Source organism: uncultured Roseibium sp. (assembly GCF_947496995.1).
Taxonomy (GTDB): domain Bacteria; phylum Pseudomonadota; class Alphaproteobacteria; order Rhizobiales; family Stappiaceae; genus Roseibium.
In genome coordinates, this window is the sequence record NZ_CANMFD010000003.1 from 518,734 (window position 1) to 537,065 (window position 18,332).

Annotated in this window: 16 protein-coding genes; 7 read left to right on the plus strand and 9 right to left on the minus strand. The window is 62.2% G+C overall.

Annotated elements, in window-relative coordinates; genetic code table 11:
• Positions 1-57 precede the first annotated feature (57 nt).
• Positions 58-876, plus strand: coding sequence for a sugar phosphate isomerase/epimerase (locus Q1B40_RS15205; protein ID WP_299816218.1), 819 nt, complete (start codon positions 58-60; stop codon positions 874-876).
• Positions 877-1,222: 346 nt separating this feature from the next.
• Here Q1B40_RS15205 and gndA read toward each other — a convergent pair whose 3' ends face one another.
• Together gndA and Q1B40_RS15215 are read right to left on the minus strand one after the other, a co-directional pair.
• Positions 1,223-2,647, minus strand: coding sequence for an NADP-dependent phosphogluconate dehydrogenase (gene gndA / locus Q1B40_RS15210; protein WP_299816220.1), 1,425 nt, complete (start codon positions 2,645-2,647; stop codon positions 1,223-1,225).
• A 104-nt stretch (positions 2,648-2,751) separates the two neighbouring features.
• Complete coding sequence (locus Q1B40_RS15215) at positions 2,752-3,591, minus strand: LysR family transcriptional regulator (RefSeq protein ID WP_299816222.1); 840 nt, start codon at positions 3,589-3,591, stop codon at positions 2,752-2,754.
• 103 nt (positions 3,592-3,694) lie between these two features.
• Here Q1B40_RS15215 and Q1B40_RS15220 point away from each other — a divergent pair, with 103 nt between their 5' ends.
• From Q1B40_RS15220 to Q1B40_RS15230, 3 genes are all read left to right on the plus strand, one after another.
• The gene (locus tag Q1B40_RS15220; RefSeq protein WP_299816224.1) at positions 3,695-4,615 is read left to right on the plus strand and encodes an MBL fold metallo-hydrolase; all 921 of its coding nucleotides are present in this window, start codon (positions 3,695-3,697) and stop codon (positions 4,613-4,615) included.
• A gap of 192 nt (positions 4,616-4,807) precedes the next feature.
• Positions 4,808-5,788, plus strand: a complete 981-nt coding sequence (locus tag Q1B40_RS15225; RefSeq protein ID WP_299816226.1) for an ABC transporter substrate-binding protein — start codon at positions 4,808-4,810, stop codon at positions 5,786-5,788.
• 137 nt (positions 5,789-5,925) lie between these two features.
• Positions 5,926-7,626 carry an iron ABC transporter permease gene (locus Q1B40_RS15230; protein WP_299816228.1) on the plus strand — a complete coding sequence of 567 codons (1,701 nt, stop codon included), beginning with the start codon at positions 5,926-5,928 and terminating at the stop codon, positions 7,624-7,626.
• Positions 7,627-7,702: 76 nt separating this feature from the next.
• On the opposite strand, the gene Q1B40_RS15235 is transcribed toward Q1B40_RS15230, so the two are convergent.
• The gene (locus tag Q1B40_RS15235; RefSeq protein WP_299816230.1) at positions 7,703-8,749 is read right to left on the minus strand and encodes an ABC transporter ATP-binding protein; all 1,047 of its coding nucleotides are present in this window, start codon (positions 8,747-8,749) and stop codon (positions 7,703-7,705) included.
• 53 nt (positions 8,750-8,802) lie between these two features.
• A complete protein-coding gene (locus Q1B40_RS15240) occupies positions 8,803-9,720 on the minus strand; it encodes a phosphotransferase (RefSeq protein ID WP_299816232.1) in 918 nt (305 codons plus the stop codon).
• 266 nt (positions 9,721-9,986) lie between these two features.
• On the opposite strand from Q1B40_RS15240, the gene Q1B40_RS15245 reads away from it, so the two are divergent.
• Both Q1B40_RS15245 and Q1B40_RS15250 read left to right on the plus strand, forming a co-directional pair.
• Positions 9,987-11,564, plus strand: coding sequence for a trimethylamine methyltransferase family protein (locus Q1B40_RS15245; RefSeq protein WP_299816234.1), 1,578 nt, complete (start codon positions 9,987-9,989; stop codon positions 11,562-11,564).
• Positions 11,565-11,633: 69 nt separating this feature from the next.
• On the plus strand, positions 11,634-14,069 hold the full coding sequence (locus Q1B40_RS15250; protein WP_299816236.1) for an FAD-dependent oxidoreductase: 2,436 nt from the start codon (positions 11,634-11,636) through the stop codon (positions 14,067-14,069).
• Between the two features lie 54 nt (positions 14,070-14,123).
• Here Q1B40_RS15250 and Q1B40_RS15255 read toward each other — a convergent pair whose 3' ends face one another.
• The 3 genes from Q1B40_RS15255 to Q1B40_RS15265 form a co-directional block, all read right to left on the minus strand.
• Positions 14,124-14,639 carry a cyclic nucleotide-binding/CBS domain-containing protein gene (locus Q1B40_RS15255; RefSeq protein WP_299816238.1) on the minus strand — a complete coding sequence of 172 codons (516 nt, stop codon included), beginning with the start codon at positions 14,637-14,639 and terminating at the stop codon, positions 14,124-14,126.
• A 209-nt stretch (positions 14,640-14,848) separates the two neighbouring features.
• Positions 14,849-15,157, minus strand: a complete 309-nt coding sequence (locus Q1B40_RS15260) for a hypothetical protein (protein ID WP_299816240.1) — start codon at positions 15,155-15,157, stop codon at positions 14,849-14,851.
• A 183-nt stretch (positions 15,158-15,340) separates the two neighbouring features.
• Positions 15,341-16,243 carry a LysR substrate-binding domain-containing protein gene (locus Q1B40_RS15265; protein WP_299816242.1) on the minus strand — a complete coding sequence of 301 codons (903 nt, stop codon included), beginning with the start codon at positions 16,241-16,243 and terminating at the stop codon, positions 15,341-15,343.
• A gap of 162 nt (positions 16,244-16,405) precedes the next feature.
• Here Q1B40_RS15265 and Q1B40_RS15270 point away from each other — a divergent pair, with 162 nt between their 5' ends.
• Positions 16,406-16,540, plus strand: a complete 135-nt coding sequence (locus tag Q1B40_RS15270; protein ID WP_299816244.1) for a hypothetical protein — start codon at positions 16,406-16,408, stop codon at positions 16,538-16,540.
• 18 nt (positions 16,541-16,558) lie between these two features.
• Here Q1B40_RS15270 and Q1B40_RS15275 read toward each other — a convergent pair whose 3' ends face one another.
• Positions 16,559-17,386 carry a PhnD/SsuA/transferrin family substrate-binding protein gene (locus tag Q1B40_RS15275; protein ID WP_299816245.1) on the minus strand — a complete coding sequence of 276 codons (828 nt, stop codon included), beginning with the start codon at positions 17,384-17,386 and terminating at the stop codon, positions 16,559-16,561.
• Positions 17,383-18,300, minus strand: coding sequence for a fatty acid desaturase (locus Q1B40_RS15280; protein ID WP_299816247.1), 918 nt, complete (start codon positions 18,298-18,300; stop codon positions 17,383-17,385). The genes Q1B40_RS15275 and Q1B40_RS15280 overlap by 4 nt, the downstream gene beginning before the upstream one ends.
• Between the last annotated feature and the right edge of the window lie 32 nt (positions 18,301-18,332).

The following is an 18,332-nucleotide window of genomic DNA, read 5'->3' on the forward strand; positions in this document are numbered from 1 at the left end:
CAAGGATGCCGACGTATCACCCGGGCAACCTTACCGTTTCAGATAGCAGGTAGCTTCATGTCCGACCTTCCCGTCCTTGGTGCCGCACTCAACCTCACCTCCCTGGAAATCCACCGCAAGCTGATGCTCGACAAGCCGCGGGATCTGGAGCTGCAGGACTTCTGGCAGGCCGAAGTTCTCAACGGGGACTGGAAACCGCTGGTCGAGAGGGCAAAACACCTTCTCGACGGCCACCAGGGACGCGTCGGCATCCACGGGCCGTTCATGGGGCTCTCCATCGACTCGTTCGACGTCGAGGTCCGCGAGATCGTCAGGAAGCGGCTGTTGCAAGGCCTTGAGGTCTGCGAAGCCCTCGGCGGCACCCACATGGTGGTGCACAGCCCCTATACCACCTGGGACCACAACAATCTCGACAATGACTACAGGGCCCGCGAAAACAAGATCGAGCTCTGCCACCTGACCATGGCGGACGCAGTCAGGCGCGCCGAGGAGATCGGCTGCGAACTCGTCATCGAGAACATCGAGGACAAGGATCCCCACGCCCGCATCGAACTGGCCGAAAGCTTCGGCTCCGACGCGGTCAGGATCTCCATCGACACCGGCCACGCCCACTACGCCCATGGCTCCACCGGTGCCCCGCCGGTCGACTATTTCGTCAAGGCCGCCGGCAATCGCCTGGCGCACATCCACCTGCAGGACGCGGACGGCTACGCCGACCGCCACTGGACCCTCGGCGAAGGCACCATCAACTGGCACGCCGTCTTCGGCGCCCTCGGCCAGCTCGACAGCAGCCCCCGCCTGATCGTAGAACTCCGCGACCACTCCGGCCTGCCCGCCTCCATCGCCAACATGGCGGCACTGGGCCTGGCCCAGTAGGAAAGAAAGCAAAAGCCGCCCTTCGGCGCGCGCCGTCATCCCAGACAAGTGCAGCAAGGCTGCACGTAGATCCGGGATCCAGCGCATCAGCGTGAGCGCAGCGAACACCTGTTTGACAAGAAACCCGCTAACGCTCGGATGATATGCCGGGTCTCAGATCGGCGCACAGCTTGTCCGGAGAGCCTCGTTGCGGATACGGGCGCCAACGATCTCCCACCGCGCTGTCCCGGCCATGAGCCGGGACCTTCATAGCGGGTTACGCGGGAGGGCCCCCGGCTCAGGGCCGGGGCGGCGCGTTTATCTCCCTACCATCCGCAAATCATGGACCGCAGTAGGCAGGCGTCCTTCACCCCATCGCCCAGGGGCCATGGAAACCGCCGCCGTCCTTGTCGGTGCGCTCGAAACCGTGCGCACCGAAGAAGTCGCGCTGGCCCTGCAGCATGTTGGCGGTGGAGCGGGACGTGCGCATGATGTCGAAATAGGACAGCGCGGCGGAAAGCGCCGGAACCGGCAGTCCGTGCAGTGCCGCCTGCGCCACAACCTGCCGCAGGCTGGCCTCGGTCTCTTTAAGCTTTTCGGAGAAGAACGGCGCCAGCATCAGGTTGCGCTCCGCGTCGTCGGCCAGGGCGGACGACATGTCGTTGAGCATGGCGGAGCGGATGATGCAGCCGTTGCGCCAGATCCGGGCGATCTGCGGCAGCGGCATGGCCCAGCCATATTGTTTGGCCGCTTCCAGGATCAGCCCGAAGCCCTGCGCGTAGCAGATGATCTTGCCGGCAACCAGCGCGGCTTCCAGTGCGTCGATGGTCACTGCTTCGCGGTCCATCTCTGTCGGAGAGGCGCCGAATTCGCTTTCACCCGCCTTGCGCTCGTCCAGCCGGGCCGACATGTTGCGGGCCGCGACAGCCGCTTCGATGGCGCTGGCCGGTGTGCCCAGCATCAAGGCCTCGATGGCCGTCCAGCGACCGGTGCCCTTCTGGCCTGCCTTGTCCAGAATGATGTCCAGCATCGGCTTACCGGTTTCCGGGTCCGCCGTTTTCGCGACCTTGCCGGAAATCTCGATCAGGTAGGACTGCAGGATGCCGCCGTTCCATTTTTCCAGAACACCGCCAATCTCCTCCGATGACAGGCCGAAACCGTCGCGCATGACGCCGTAGACTTCGGCAATCATCTGCATGTCCGCGTATTCAATGCCGTTATGGACAGTCTTGACCAGATGCCCCGCCCCGGCCTCCCCGAGATAGGCCGCGCAGGGTTCGCCCTCGTGCTTGGCGGAAATCGCCTCGAGGATGTGACCGACCTGGTCCCAGGCATCCTTCGCACCGCCGCCCATGATGGAGGGACCGAAGCGAGCGCCTTCCTCGCCACCCGAAACGCCGATACCCATGAAGCGCGGGCCTTTTTCGGCAGCTTCGGCGGCACGGCGGTTGGTGTCGTGGTAATTCGCGTTGCCCGCGTCGATGATCAGGTCTCCGCTGTCCAGCAGCGGACGCAGCGCCTCGATCTGCGCATCGACCGCCTCGCCGGCCGGCACCATCAGGATCACCGCGCGCGGCGGTTTGATCGCGGCAACGAAGTCCTGGAGAGTCTCGGTGGGTACGAGTTTTCCGGCAAGATCGCCGGCCTTTGCGATGAACTGGCCGGTTTTCTCGGTCGTGCGGTTGTAGACCGCGATCTGAAAACCGTGTTCGGCAATGTTGAGCGCCAGATTCCCGCCCATGGTCCCCAGGCCAATCAGGCCGATTTCTGCAACAGCGCCCTGTGAGCTCATGAACATTGCCTTTCATAAATCGATTAATACGTAGTCGCGCGGTCATAGCCGACAAGCACTAGAACGGCAATCCTTGCATACGAGCGAACACAATATTTGCGGCCTCAGGCAAAGACCGCAGCCAGGTGTTCCATGAGCAGGCGCACCCGCTTGGGGATGAACTTGCGTGATGGCAGCACCAGGTAGAGCGGCAGATCGGGCAAGGACTGCGGACAACTGATTTCCGCGAGTGCACCCACCTCCAAAGCGTCCGCGCATATCGATCGCGGCAGGATCGCTGCAACGCCGCCGGTCAGAACCAGCGCCCGAACAAGCTGGAGATTGCGCGTTCGGAAGATGGCTGGCGCGGATGTGTCTCCCGCGTCTTCAAGCACGCCTGCGGGATCCAGCACACGCCCCTCCCGAACCAGCGCGTCGAAAGGCTTTCCAGTGGCCAGTTCCGGCGGCGCAACAGCAACCAGAGGACTGGAGGCAATCTTGCGAATGACGACATTCTCCGAAGCCGCACGATTGCCGCGCAGGGCGAAATCGAACCGTTCACCCGTCAGATCAACAGGCCGGTCGCTGATATGGACCTCGATCTGCACCTTCGGATAAAGACCATTGAAGTCTTTTATCGCGTTTGCGAGGCGGTCGAGCGGCAGGTCGACCGGAACGGACAGTCGGACGGGGCCCTGCGGTGCGCCCGCCGAGCGCAACCGCTCACCCGCTTCTTCGAGCTGTTTCATTGCCGGCTCGACACCGGACAGATAGGCCTCGCCCTCCTGGGTCAGACGAACCTGGCGGGTGGTGCGGCGGAAGAGCGCCACGCCAAGGTTTTCCTCCAGCGCCTTGATCCGCGCCGTTACGGTGGAGCGCGGCAATTTCAGCCTGCGCGCAGCTTCCGCAAAGCTGCCGCTGCCGGCCACTTCCACGAAAGTTTCCAGATGCGTGAGCGCCCTCATTGAACGAATACTTCAGCCAATCTACTCATAATTATCTAACTACTCCGAACCTTCATAAGGGTCTACCTCAATCGGCATCCACCACACTCGATGAGGTCTCAAGATGAAACGGCGCACTTTCCTGAAATCAGCCGGCACGATGACTTTGGCCACCCCCGCAATTCTGGGAACATCCTTTGATGCAGGCGCAGCCCCCGGTCAGGACGTCCCCAGCCTGGACATCACCTGGCTTGGAGGTGCGACCATGTTGTTGATCTGCGGAGAGCTGACCCTGCTGACCGATCCCGCCTTCGGCGAGGGCGACAGGGCTTTTCAAATGGGCAATCCGAATGCGATGTTCGATCTCGCCAAGGGCCCGGATGTCATCTTCCACAAGCGCAACACGCCGTTCTCGGGCATCGATCTCGCACCAGTGGATCACGTGCTGGTCTCCCATCTCCATGAGGACCATTTCGACCAGGAAGCGGAACGGATGCTCCCGAAGGAGATGCCGTTCTTCGTGCCGGCTCATGACCGCGCCAAACTTGCCGCCAAGGGGTTCTCGGACACGCGGCAGGCGGACTGGGGCCAGCATCAGGTTCTGAAAAAGGGCAAGGTATCGGTGACCATCAGCGCGGTTCCGGCGGAGCATTCCGAGAACCCGGAAATTGCAGGCATTCTTGGACCAGGCAACGGCTACTGGCTGACCTTTGAGCAGGACAGTTGGCAGAAGACGGTCTACTGGACCGGTGACACGTTCCCGACGCCGAGAGTCCTCGAAGCAGTCGCGCCGCTTGGAAGGCCGGACATCTTCATACCGCATCTGGGCGGTGTCGGCACTACGGGACCGCTTGGCCAGATCAGCATGGGATCCAATCATGTTACCGACTTTGTCGACCGCTTGAAGCCGGGCAAGATCCTGCCGGTGCATCACTCCACCTACGCGCTATATCTGGAACCGGTGTACGGATTGCCCGCCGCTCTTGAAAACCGGTCTCAGGGCCTGGATCTCGTCTCGGAAGGCACCTGCCTCCGATACACCTGAAGCATTCGCCGCCCGTCTCGCCCAAGTGCGGCCGGCGGGCGGCCTTCGGCACAATGGCGAAGCGCCAAAATAATTTCCCGGCTAAGCATCTGACGCGATTGTCGATTTCTTGAATAAAACTGTCATGTTCACCTGATAGGCGATTTGCATCCGCATCTTCATTTTCGCGGTTCTGCGCAAAGGATCTGTCACATGAAAAATCTTCTGATCGCAGCCAGCCTTCTGGCAGCGGCGTCCACGTCCGCATTCGCCGATGATATTACCGGCAAGCTCGTCCTTTATACCTCCCAGCCGAACGCGGACGCCCAGGCGACCGTTGACGCCTTCACCGCCATGTATCCGGATGTCGAAGTCGACTGGGTTCGCGACGGCACCACCAAGGTGATGGCGAAGCTGCGGGCGGAATTCGAAGCCGGCGCGCCGAAGCCCGACGTTCTGCTGATTGCCGACATGGTGACCATGGAAGGCCTGAAGAAGGAAGGCCGGTTGATGCCCCACGAAGGCGCCAATGTTTCCGCCTACGATCCGGCGATCATGGACAAGGACAAGAGCTATTTTTCCACCAAGCTGATCACCACCGGCATCATGTACAACACCAATGCGCCGATGAAGCCGACCTCCTACAAGGATCTGCTGAAGGCGGATGCCAAGGACAAGCTGGCCATGCCCTCGCCCCTGACGTCCGGTGCCGCGACCATTCACATGACGGCGCTGACCTCCAATCCGGATCTCGGCTGGGCATACTATGAAGGTCTCGCGGACCAGGGTGCCAATCCCAAGGGCGGCAACGGCGGCACCTACAAGGCCATCGCCGGCGGTGAAAAGCTCTACGGCTTCGTCGTCGATTTCCTGCCGATCCGTGAAAAACTCAAGGGCGCTCCGGTCGAGTTCGTCTTCCCCGAGGAAGGCGTCTCCGCCGTCACCGAGCCGGTAGCGATCCTCTCCACCGCGCAGAACACCACTGCGGCGAAAGCCTTCGTCGACTTCCTGATCTCCGAAGACGGCCAGAAGCTGGCAGCTTCCCAAGGCTATCTTCCGGCCCACCCGGGTATACAGGCTCCCGAGGGCTTCCCCGCCCGCGACCAGATCAAGCTCATGGCTTTCGATCCGGCCGAAGCGCTGGAAAAGGACCAGGCCAACAAGATGAAGTTCACCGAAATCTTCGGCGGCTGATCCACTCAAGGCATGCCAAACCGGGCAGCGCGGATTTTCCGCGCTGTCTCCCACACACACCCAAACGTCATTCCGGACAAACGCAGCCAAAGCTGCGCGCCGATCCGGAATGACGTCCGGAAACGGCGGTAAGACCGTTGCAAACCCTGCCGACAGCCGAAAAATCAACACTCCTGCTCCTTGTTCTAGGAGCTACGCTGATCTGCGGCCTGCCGCTTCTTCTTCTTTTCAAAACCGGCCTGACAAGTGCGACCGGCCTCGACTTCGGCCCGCTGCTTGAGGCCGTTCAGAACCGGTCGGTGCAGCGCGCGCTCTGGCATTCCATCGAAAGCAGCTTCCTATCCGCACTCGCCGCAACGCTGCTCGGGACCTTTCTGGCGCTGCTGATCGGCCTGACCGATATCCGGGCCAAGGGCTATCTGGTGTTCCTCATCCTGCTGCCGATGATGATCCCGCCGCATGTGACGGCCATCGCCTGGATCCAGACGCTCGGACCGGCCAGTCCCGTTCTGCGCTGGCTGGGTCTGGCGCCGGAGATCGGCTCCACCCATCCGCTGTATTCGCGCGCCGGCCTTGTCCTCCTCCTGACGCTTCAGCACGCTCCGCTGGTGTTTCTTCTGGTGCGGGCGGCCCTCAGATCGTTTCCGCGTGAACTGTCGGATGCAGCGCGAACCTCCGGGGCTCCGGCCCTAACCATGCTGCGGCGTATCACCCTTCCGCTGCTCGGCCCGTCCCTTTTGGCCGGGTTCGCGCTTGCCTTCGTCGCCGCCCTGGGAAATTTCGGCATCAATGCCCTGATCGGCATTCCCGCCCGCTACACCACCCTGCCGGTTCTGGTCTGGCGGCGGCTGGCCAGTTTCGGCCCGGACGTGCTGCCCAACGTCGCGGTGATCTCCGTCATTCTGGCGCTGGTGGCGCTGGTGGCCATCGTGATCCAGAGCCTGTTGCAGCAGCGAATGCGCACCGGCCTGATCGGCCTGCCCCAGGACCCGCTCGCCATTTCCCTCGGCCGCAAAAAACCCTGGGTGGAAGCCCTGGTCTGGCTCTTCGTCGCCTCCGTGCTCCTGCTGCCCGCCGCCTCCCTGCTGGCAACCTCCCTGGTGAGAACCTACGGCCTGCCGCTCTCGGCCGAAACGCTGACGCTGGACAATTTCATCGAGGTCCTGTGGCGGCAATCGGTGACCCTGCGCGCCTTTGCCAACTCCACATTCATTGCCGGTGTCGCAGCGGCGGTCATCGCCCTGATCAGTCTGCTGCTCGGATATTATCTGGCCCACCGGCATGCGGGTCACCGCCGCTGGGCAGGCGCCGCCTTCACCCAGTCCGAGATCGCCTTCGCGGTGCCCGGCCTCGTCATGTCGATCGCCTTCATACTGGCTTTCATCCGGCCGCTGCCGTTCCTCGGCGTCTCCATCTACGGCACGCTCTGGATCATTCTGATCGCCTATGTCTCGGTGTTTCTCGCCGTCGGCCTCAAACCGGTCACCGCCGCCTTCCTGCAGATGGACACCTCTCTGGAGGATGCGGCCAGAGTTTCCGGTGCAGGTTTCTTCCGGCGCATGCGCAGGATCTTCGCCCCGCTCGCCGCACCCTCGGCAGCCTCCGGCGCCATTCTCGTCTTCCTGACGGCCTATAACGAAGTCACGGTCTCCGCCCTGCTCTGGTCGACCGGCAACGAGACCATCGGCACGACCATCTTCAACTATGAGGACGGCGGCTACACCACCCTGGCGGCAGCCATGTCCACCGTCGTCGTCCTCGCCACCATCGTCATCATGCTGGGCATGAACGCTCTGGCCGGGAGGGTTCCCGCCGGAACGATCCCCTGGAAGGATTGAGGGGCAACTTTCTCCGATGCCTGCGGTCAGGACGACGCCTGGCAGAAAGCCGGATTCAGGAGAACGAAAACGATGGCTACTGCGGCAACACCCAGCCGCGGATAATCTCCAGCCGAAGCGTGTCGCCCGGCGCCGCCTTGCGGTGGAGGACCATCAGCAACGGGTCCTGCAGGCCCTCGAGCGTCACGAAGACTTCCCAGTACCCGCCCCGGTAAATCGTCTTTTGAACCGTGGCGGCAAATCCGTATGACCCGGTCGCCAGCACCAGATGCTCCGGCCGCAGCAGCAGCGTTGCCGGTCCGGGAACGGTTTCTTTGGGGCATGCCACTTCCAGGGTGTCCCCGCCGAGCCTGACCTCCGCTTCATCCCCTTCCGTGCGCATGACTGTCACGGGCACCAGGGTGCTGCGGCCGATAAAGCCCGCGACACGTTTGGACAGCGGCCGCCGGTAGAGCGTGTCCGGATCGGCCACCTGCAGGATTTCGCCGTCCCACATCACCGCGACCTTGTCGGCAAGCGCCATCGCCTCGCGCTGATCGTGAGTGATGAACAGGGTTGTTGCGCCGCTCGCCGCATGAAAAGCGGCAAGCTCTTCCTCCATGGCGCTGCGCAAATGCGGATCGAGATTGGCCAGCGGCTCGTCCATCAGAACCGTCCCCGCCCCCTGCGCCAGGCAGCGGGCAAGAGCCACACGCTGGCGCTGACCGCCGGAAAGTTCCGCCGGCTTGCGCTGGCGAAACTCGCTCAGGGCAACCGTCTCGAGGCATTCGGCGACCCTTTTTGCAACCGCGGACCGCTTCATCCCCGCGGATTCGAGCGGAAACGCCACATTGGCACCGACATTCATATGCGGCCACAGGGCATAGGACTGGAACACCACACCGACCTGCCGCTGCTCCGGCGGAACATGCAGCCCGTCACCAGCAACCGGCAAATTGTCCAGAGAGATGGTTCCGCGATCGATCGGCTCCAGCCCTGCGATTGCTCTCAGAAGCGTGGACTTGCCGCATCCCGACGGCCCCACGACCACGAAAAACATGCCGTCCTCTATAGAGAGCGAGACATTGTTCAGGGCTTTGTGGGCGCCGAAAGACCGGGTGACGGAAGAGAGATGAATGGACATGCTTCCCGGTATCGTCCCCATGTGACAGAACGATTACACCGGCCCGGCCAGACCTACCGGTTTTTGAGGCGCAGCAGCAGATCGACCTCTTCTTCCAGCGCCCGGCCGTAGGCGCGGGCCGCCGGGGCGTTGGAATGCGTCAGGGTTTCCTGCCGGAGCAGGCAATAGGCCGCCAGCCGCCAGTGATAGGCGCTGCGTTCTTCCAGGAACCGGCCGACCGTCTCCCGGTCCGGATAGTGCTTCAGAAACAGCTCCTCCGCATGGGCGACCAGCGGGTGCAGACCGTAGAGAGTGGCAAGACCGGGCGACACGAAGCCAGCGATGTCCTCGACCGGATCGCCAAGGCCTGCATACTGCCAGTCGATCAGCCGCGCCCCGCCTGCCGTTGCCAGAATGGTGCCGAGGCAGAAACTGCGGTGCACCAGCGACCGCGCGACAACACGCTTTTCGACCAGCGTATCGGCCGGACGCAGGCGCTTGAGATTGGCGGCCTTGCGGCTGTCCGGAATGGCGGCCAGCATGGCATCCCCGCGCGCCAGCACCTCGTGAAATCCCGCCGGAACCGTCTGGTGGCCTTGTATGGTTTCCTTCAGCGCCGCGAAGCGCCCGATCAGATCCGCCGCCTCGCCGACATCGATCTCGTCCGATTTCGCGGGATCGTAGCCATACACAAGCAAAGGCGTACCGGTGGGACTGGTCACGAAGCTCTCCAGATCCGGCGCAAGCGCGTGCCGGGCCAGCACGTTCAGCGCGTCGGCTTCCTGCTGCGGCAAGGTCGGATAAAGCGGGTTGTCCTCGTTGCCGGGAAAGAATTCCTTGATGACATAGACCCGCTCGACAGCGTCCAGACGCCAGAAACGGCTGGTGTAATTGACCGGCAAGGGGCGCAGGAACGCGGTGGACCAGTCCGCCACCGGCAAACGGGTTTTCAGGAAGGCCAGCAACTGCGTGTCCGAAAGCCGTTCGCTCACCTGTACCTCTCGTCCCGCGGCGGATTCTTCTGAACCCTGATGCTCCGATCCTGTCGAGGCCGTCAAGCCAAAGTTTCATGGCCTCGCCGCCAGGGCAGTTCGAAATCCGGCGATGTCGGAGTCGTAGCACTGACCGTCGCTCTGAGACTGCACGGCAAATCCGCCACCTCCGGTAAATTCAAACCGGACGGCACGGTCCGGCAGTGCGGACACCCTCCGCCGCTGCCATCCGGCAAGCGGCCTCACCAAACAGGATGGCGGACCAGATGACGGCGGATATTGACGCAGCTCCCGTGAGCGACACGGCACCGGCCCGGCGCGGACGGCGGCGCAGGGGCGGCACGAGCGCCGGCCCCGAGCTCTTCCCCCAGAAACCCTTCAGACAACCCCGGCATATCTACAAGCCGCTGGAAGCCGTTTCCGCCGACCAGTTGGAAGCCATCCACGACGCTTCCATGCAGGTGCTTGAGGAAATCGGCATCGATTTCCTGCACGAAGAGGCAAGAGGGCTGTTGAAGGCCGCGGGCGCGGACGTGAAGCCCGGAGAAGACCGCGTGCGCATGGATCGCGCCATGGTCACGGAACTCATCGCAAAAGCGCCGGCCGAATTCACCATGCGTGCCCGCAACCGCGCCCATGACCTTCATATCGGCGGCGACGCCATCGCATTTTCCTGTGTCGCCAGCGCCCCCAACGCGGTCGACCGCGACAGGGGCCGGCGTCCCGGCAACCAGCAGGATTTCCGCGATTTCCTCAAACTCTCCCAGTTCTTCAACATCATTCATTGTGTGCTGGGCTATCCGGTCGAGCCGGTCGATCTGCACGCTTCCATCCGGCATCTCGACTGCGTTGCCGACATGGCGCGCATGACCGACAAGGTGTTTCACATCTACTCCCTCGGCCGGGAGCGGAACCTGGACGGTCTGGAAATCACCCGCATTGCCAACGGCCTTTCCAGAGAAGAGTTCATCAGCACACCCTGTGTCGCCACGGTGATCAACACCTCCTCTCCCCTGCGTCTCGACACGCCGATGCTGCAGGGCCTGATCGAGATGGCCAGGGCCGGCCAGGTGTCCATCGTCACCCCCTTCACCCTGGCGGGCGCCATGGCGCCGGTGACCGTCGCAGGCGCTCTGACCCTGCAGAACGCGGAAGCTCTCGCCGGCATCGCATTCGCACAGATCGTCCGCCCCGGCGCGCCGGTCGTCTATGGCGGTTTTACCTCCAATGTCGACATGAAGTCGGGGGCGCCCGCCTTCGGCACCCCGGAATACATGAAGGCGGCCATCGTCGGCGGCCAGCTCGCCCGCCGCTATAAGCTGCCCTACCGCTCCTCCGGGGTCTGCGCTTCCAACACGGTCGATTATCAGGCGGCGCTTGAAACCACGCTCTCCCAATGGGGTGCGGTCACCGGCGGCGGCAATATCATCAAACATGCCGCCGGCTGGCTGGAAGGCGGCCTCAGCGCCGGCTTCGAGAAATTCATCACCGATGTCGACCTTCTGCAGATGCTCGCCGAATACATGACGCCGCTGGATGTCTCCGAAGAGGCGCTGGCGCTCGATGCGATCCGGGACGTGGGCCCCGCCGGACACTTCTTCGGCACACAGCACACCCAGGACCGTTACAAGGATGCCTTTTATGCGCCGATTGTCTCCGACTGGCGCAACCACGAGACCTGGGTGGAAGCCGGCAGCCCGACCGCCTACGACAAGGCCAACAGGCTCTACAAACAAGCGCTGGAAGCCTATGAGGCGCCGCTGCTCGATCCCGCGATCGACGATGAGATCACCGCCTTTGTCGAAAGACGCAAGGAGGAAGGCGGAGCCCCTACCGACTTCTGACCTTACCGAAATCCGAACCCGAACGAACAATCAGCCTTCCCGCCAGGAAGGGCCTCCGGAGCAAGCTTCATGAAAACCCACACGCAGGTCGTTGTCATTGGTGGCGGTGTCGTCGGATGCAGTGTCCTCTACCATCTGACCAAGCTCGGCTGGAAGGACGTGACGCTGGTCGAGCGCGACGAACTGACCTCCGGCTCATCCTGGCATGCCGCCGGCGGGTTCCACACTCTCAACGGCGACCCGAACGTTGCCCAGTTGCAGAGCTATACCGTCGACCTCTACAAGGAGCTGGAAGAGATCTCCGGCCAGTCTTGCAGCCTGCATCTGACCGGCGGCGTCATGCTCGCCGACACACCCGAGCGCATGGACTTCCTGCGTCTTGCCCAGGCCAAGGGCCGTTATCTCGGCATGGACCTGGAATTGATCTCGGTCAGCGAAGCCAAGGCGATGTTCCCGATCCTCGACGAGAAACATTTCATCGGCGCGCTGTGGGATCCGGTCGAAGGCCACCTCGACCCCTCCGGTACAACCCACGCCTATGCCAAGGCCGCCCGCGTCAACGGCGCCACCGTCTACCGGCATACAAAGGTGGAAGAGCTGGTCCAGACCCCCGACGGAACCTGGGACGTGATTACGAACAAGGGCACCATCCGCGCCGAGCATGTGGTCAATGCGGGCGGGTTGTGGGCACGCGAATGCGGCCGCATGGTCGGCATCGAGCTGCCGGTCCTTGCCATGGAGCACATGTATCTGCTGACCGACGAAATGCCGGAAGTCACCGCCCACAACGAAGCCACCGGCAAGGAACTGATCGGGGTGCTCGACTTCGGCGGCGAGATCTACACCCGCCAGGAAGGCAAGGGTATCCTGCTGGGCACCTACGAGCAGAACTGCCGCCCCTGGAGCCCGCGCGAGACACCCTGGGACTTCGGCCACGAGCTGCTTCCGCCCGATCTCGACCGCATCGCCCCGGAACTGGAAGTCGGCTTCGAGCATTTCCCGGCGTTGCAGAATGCCGGCATCAAGCAGATCATCAACGGCCCCTTCACCTTCGCGCCCGACGGCAACCCACTGGTCGGGCCTGTCCGGGGCCTCAGGAACTACTGGGTCGCCTGCGGCGTCATGGCCGGTTTCAGCCAGGGCGGCGGCGTCGGCCTGACGCTCGCCAACTGGATGATCAATGGCGATCCGGGTTATGACATCTGGGGCATGGATGTCGCCCGCTACGGTTCCTGGGCGACGCTCTCCTACACCAACGCCAAGGTCCGGGAAAACTACCGCCGCCGCTTCCGCATCCGCTTCCCCAACGAGGAGCTTCCCGCTGGACGACCGCACCAGACGACGCCGCTTTACGATCGCATGCTGGCCCAGGGCGCGGTTATGGGCGACAGCTGGGGACTGGAAACGCCGCTCTGGTTCGCCCCGCAAGGCGTGGAGCCGAAAGACGTCGTGTCCTTCCGCCGCTCCAACGACTTCGATGCCATCGGCGCGGAATGCCGCGCCGTACGTGAAAGCGTCGGCATCACCGAGATCGCCAACTTCGCCAAATACGAGATCACCGGCCCGGGCGCGGAAGGCTTCCTGTCGAGACTGATGACCAACACCATGCCGAAGGTGGGCCGCATCGTCCTCACGCCGATGCTGAACACCAGCGGCAAGCTCATCGGCGATTTCACCATTGCCCGCGCGGGCGAGGAAAAATTCTACATGTTCGGCTCGTCCCAGGCCGAGATCACGCACATGCGCTGGTTCGAAAAGCACCTGACCGCGGATGGCTCGGTGGCCATACGCGCCCTCAATCTCGGCTGGGTCGGCCTCTCCGTCGCAGGCCCGAATGCCCGCAAGGTTCTGGCAAAGGTGACCGGCGACGACGTCTCGGGCGAAGCCTTCCGTTTCATGGATTTTCGCGAGATGGATGTCGCCAGCGCGCCCTGCAAAGTCAACCGCATCAGCTATACCGGCGATCTTGGCTACGAGATCTGGATGGCTCCGGAATACGAACGTCAGGTCTATGACGCGCTGATGGCGGCAGGCGCGGAATTCGGCATCCGCAATTTCGGCATGCGGGCTCTCCTGTCCCTGCGCCTTGAAAAGAATTTCGGCACCTGGTTCCGAGAGTTCCGGCCGATCTACGGCCCGTATGAGGCCGACCTCGGCCGCTTCGTGAAACTGTCGAAAGAGACGTTCATCGGCAAGGAAGCGGCCCGGACGGAATTCGAGGAAGGACCGGAGCGGCGGCGGGTCACTTTTGTCGTCGATGCCCTGGACGCCGATGTCATGGGCGACGAACCGGTCTGGCACCAGGGCAAGGTGATCGGCTGGATCACCTCTGGCGGCTATGCGCATTTTATCGGAAGATCCCTCGCCCAGGGCTACGTGCCGGCGGCACTGGCCGAAGAGACCGGCAAAGGTGCATTCGAGATCGAGATCCTCGGAGACCGCCGCAAGGCGACCCTGATCATCGAACCCCTATTCGACCCGAAAGCCGAACGCATGCGCATGTAGTCATTGCCTTCAAAAAAGCCCGACGGCCCTTGCGCGCTTTGGCGGCCGTAACGATCACATGGCCGTCACCAGGATCACGGCCATCGCGATGCCATAGACCAGCACGCCACCAATGATCCAAAGATGCTGATTGTTGAAACCAAGCTTCTTCTCCACCCGATCCGAAAACAGCTTCAACAGTTCGGGCCACGTGTAGGAGACGAAATCGCCCTGGGTCATGATCGACACGAGTTTTCCCTCGTCGTCGACGACCGGAAGACGTCGGAACCGCTCGTTCGACATCACCCGCAACCAGTCGATGACGTTGTCGCCTTCGCGTGCCACACGCAGATTGGTTGTCATGATTTCGGAAAGTTTGGCCTCATCCGGCCTTTTGTTCTCGGCCACGATCCGGCGCATGAGATCGCGCTCGGTGACCAGCCCGATAACCTTGTTTTCCGTATCCGTGATGATTACGGACCCAATGTTCCGGGACGACATTTCCCTCGCGGCCTCCAGGACGGTCTGGTCAGGTCCTGCGGTAAAGGGCTTGGGTTTGGAAAGATACTCGATCCGTTCTCTGATCTTCATGGTCGAACTCCTGTGTTGCTTCACAGGACATACGCCGTGGGCGGCAAGCCGGTTTACTAAGGGTCAAATGCTCATAAATGAAAAGGAAATGGCAGCGACTATTGCGAAGTCTTGAAAAACCTCGCGAGGAAGCGTTTGCAGAGTGGACTTTTGCCCCGTCAAGAGGGGTGACACCGCAAGGTGAAGCCGATCCGGCCTGTACTATCTACTTATTTCAGCCGGATGATCTTCGCGCCAAGGTGACGGACATAGTCGCTCTGGTTGGCGATCACCACCACATTGGTTTCGCGCACTTCCGTCTGCTTCAGCTCCAGCGGCGTCTTGCCGTCCGGATTGACGACGACCTTGCGGGTCGGCGGCAGGGCGCGGAACACCAGCACACCGGCTTCCTTTGTGACGACAGCGCCGTAAGGCTCGTCATGCAGGATGCGGACCGTGCCGCTTTCGGCCTGTGCGGCAGCTCCCAGAACGAGGCTGAGGCCGGCGGCGGCCAGAAGAGATTTGCAGACCAGTTTCATGACGCGTCTCGCTGTTAACGATTGGTTTACCAAGAATCGTAACCGCTTGTTAACTTTTGCGCCAGTGGTTGTGCGGGTTTGTCCCGGAAAAGACCGCATATGGTAAACAACCAGGCGGACATGGCCGCGTGCCGAAAGACCGACCGGACGGGAGGTTCAAACTGTTTGCCCAAGGCGGGTTGTTCAGTTCGGAAGGCTGAGGCTGAGCTCGCGAAAGCTCTCCTCCACATGCTTGGCGAAGGCATGCGTGGCTCTGCCCGCGCTGGGCCGTTCGACCATGATGATGTGATAGTCGCCGATTTCCGGAAGTCCGTGACGGCTGTCCAGCACCTGCAGGGGCGGCGCGACGACGCTAGCGGGAAAGGGCGCTATGGCAAGATCGGCAAGCAGGGCCGCTTCCTGACCGGCGCTGTGAAAGCTGGTGTAGGAAATCCTGTAGGGTTTTTGCGCGTCGTCCAGAGCCACCCGCGCCGCCCGGCGCCACGGGCAACCGGGCGTGGAGACCGCCAGCGGCACGGGCTCGCGCTCATAGGCGATGCCGCCCTCCAGTCCAACCCAGACGAGCGGTTCCCTGAAGACCACTTCGCCGCTCCGCGCCAGACCAGATCCCGGCCGCGCGGTGAAGAGAGCAAGATCCAGTTCGCGCTTCCTGACCTTCTCATCCAGTTTCGGACTGCCGTCCAGATGCACATCCACATTGACGCCCGGATGGGTCCGGGCAAAACGCGACAGGATGTTGGGCAGGAAACGGGTGCCGAAATCCGACGGCGCGCCGAACCTGACCTCCCCCTCGACCTCCGGCGAAACGAACAATCCGACCGCTTCCTCGTTCAGCATCAGGATCCGCCGGGCATAGCCAAGCAGTGCTTCGCCTTCCGGGGTGAGACGCACCGTGCGCCCCTCCCGCGCGAACACCGAAACCTGCAGCAGCGTCTCCAGCTTCTTGATCTGCATGGACACAGCGGAAGGTGTGCGCCCGACAAGTTCGGAAGCCTTTGTAAAACTTGAAGTTTCCGCAATCGCAACAAAGGTGCGGTAGAGATCGAGATCTATGAGCGGCGTGCCGGCGCCGGGCAGTTTTGCCATGATCGTACCTTGCGGTTATTCGGATCAATTTTTTTGAACGATAGCATGAATACAATTCGTTTGATTGAAGCGCAAGTTTTGCCCATATGGAAGGCAAGCGGCCCATTTTCGCAGCAGTGGCCGAGAAACTTTCACATCGAACAGATCAGGATTGGAAACGCCATGACCTATCTTGCACAAGCTCTCGGCACGAACCTCATGGGTCTCGTCCACGGCAACTCCGCCTCTCACCTGGCCCGCATGGACGAAGCTCTGCGTCTGCGCGAAATCGCCCGGAAACAGAATTCCGCCCGCTGAAACGCGGACGTAGCGGACTTACGCCAGACCGGGGTAGCCCAGTCCGGCGGCCTCTCTTTCCATGGAGAGAATTGGCGCATAGTCCGCAACAGACAATCGTGAGAAGCCGTGAATGCCCAGGCGTTCGCGGCTTTTCCGCGTTTCGGGTGCCGTGAAAATCGCCGCAACCGTTTCCGCGATGAGATCGGCTTGCCTGTCGGAAAACCGCAAGGATGTGATCAGCGGCAGACCGGGGACGGACGCCGTCCGGTCAATCGGTCTGAGTTGCGTCGCAAGGTCCGGCAGATACCGGCAGGCGAGATCCCAGCAGACCGCGTCGATGGCGGCCACGTCGGCATCTTTCCGCGCCACTGCGGTCAGGGAGGCCCGATGCCCGCCGCTGGCCGTAACGCTCGAGAAAAACGTTTTTCCGTCTGCGAGCCGGGCCACGCTATGGCGCAGGGCGTTCATACCCGACTGGCTGTCCGGACTGTTGAAGACCACCCGTGCACCGCGCAGGTCCGAAAGCCTTTCAAGAGGGCTGTCGCGCCTGACAACGATCTGGCTGCAATACCTCGGCCCGTCGCAGCCCGGTGCCGCGTAATGCGGTGCCCCCAGTAGCCTGACCTTGCCGCTCAGCGCATGTGTCAGCGGATAACCGCAGGTCTGCGTCAGCAGCACGTCCGGACGGGCCCAGGCTTCGCCAAGATCCAGATGCTCCGGCCACTCAGCAATTTGGGAAGGTGTCAGCCCGAGCGCTTCCACGAGTGCGGTCTGCAGGGCGGCTTCAAGATCGGCAGTCGCGTTCCGCACCTCCGGCCAGTCGTACATCGGCAGCCGGACGTGAAAACATTCGTCCCCCGTCAAGAAACCGCCTCGTCCGTATCCCGGCGCCTGAGGGGATGGGGAACGGGCTCCTTGACCTTGAAGAGATACCGCCGTGCCAGATCGAAATAGCTGGCGAACACATATCCTTCGTTGCGCCGCCGCCACTCGTCCCGCGCGGCCCGGTAAATGCCTGGCAGCCGATACCACGGCGCCCTCGGATGGGCGTGGTGGACGACATGCAGATTGTTGTTCAGGAAGAGCAGCGAAAAGACCGGGCAGAATTCGACCACGATGGAACGCGCTTCGGCATTTTCATGGGCCCGGTGTTCGGCATAGGTACGCAGCATAAGCAGGCTCATTGCGGGATAGGCTATGCCGAAAACATAGAGCCAGAACGGCATTGCGCCAATCACCGTCACGAAGAAAATGACTGGAAGCAGCCCTGCAAGATGATGCACCCAGGCTCTCAGAACCGCCCTGTCGCCCGCACACAACTTTCGAATCTCGGCACCGTAGAACCCGACGAGAGACACGGCGGGACCGATCAGCAATCGGCCGAGAAGCGTATTGTTGACCGTGAGAACGAAACGAATGACAGCGGGAAGCCTTTTCCAGTCGCGCCAGGCGAGATAGGAACTCTCCGGGTCGTCATAAGGGTCGGTCAGCCGGTCATTGTTATGATGACGCAGATGCAGCGACTTGAACCGGCGGTAGGGAATGAACAGCCCGAGAGGGAAATAGACCAGCGCCTCGTTGAATGCGGGGTTGCGTGTCGGGTGACCGTGCAGGACCTCGTGCTGCAGAGAGGACTGCAGCGTCACCAGAACCGCGGCCATCGGGCAGACGACCCAGGCGCCCAAAACACCATAAAATCCGACCAGTAGAATCCAGACTGCCGACGTGGCGGCAATCAATGCCAGCGTCGGCCATTCGCAAGCTTTTGCGCGTGGCACACGTCTCTCCAGTTGATTTTGAATCGGCGTTC